The 661-nt window shown below is 57.5% G+C and carries 1 protein-coding gene; it reads right to left on the reverse strand.

Going from position 1 to position 661, the window contains the following annotated elements:
• Positions 1 to 661, reverse strand: a 661-nt coding sequence (locus AC2JF9_RS08125) for a TonB-dependent receptor domain-containing protein (protein ID WP_500726788.1), incomplete at its 5' end; no start/stop codon positions are given.

Consider the following 661-nt stretch of genomic DNA (forward strand, 5'->3'; position numbering starts at 1 on the left):
TTAGAAATCAAGCCCCAGATGCAGGCTGAAGCGGCGGTCCGTAACGAAGACAGCTCGGTCTACATAACGTCCGGGCAGGATTTCCATCTCGGTCCTCTGATCCTCGTTCGTGATGTTCTGCACGTTCAGCTTGATGTTCACGGAATTGGTCAGCTGGTAGGAGATGCTCCCATCGAGCCTGCCTGACGCGGCCGCGTATACAGGCAATCCGAACTGGATTTCGTTCCCAGTGAACGGATCGACATAGACGTTGGTTGTGCCGGAATCGTTGGTGGTCGTGAGATACCGGTCGCGCCAGTTGTAGGCCAGACGCGCGCTGAGCTTCTTGAAGTCATAAAGCAGGGTCGCGGAATAGGCCCATTTTGAAAGGCCGATCACCGGCACGTCGAGCTTGTTGCCATCGATATCCAGCGCAAAGGCGTCCGGCGCCTTGTTGTCGATATACGTCACGTTCGCATTGATGCCGAACCCTTTCAACAGGCCGGGAAGCATGTCGAAGTAGGTCTGCCCGCCGAACTCGATCCCGCGCACGATCGTCGTTTCTTCGGACTTGATGTTCGATCGGCTGGCGACCGGCCCGTCGATGAAGGAACTGCCGGACCCACCGACGATCGCCGATTTCGGGTAGTCCTCTTCAGAGAAGAACTCGCTCGCCGGGGCC

It is taken from the genome of Lactobacillus sp. C449L, assembly GCF_059900815.1.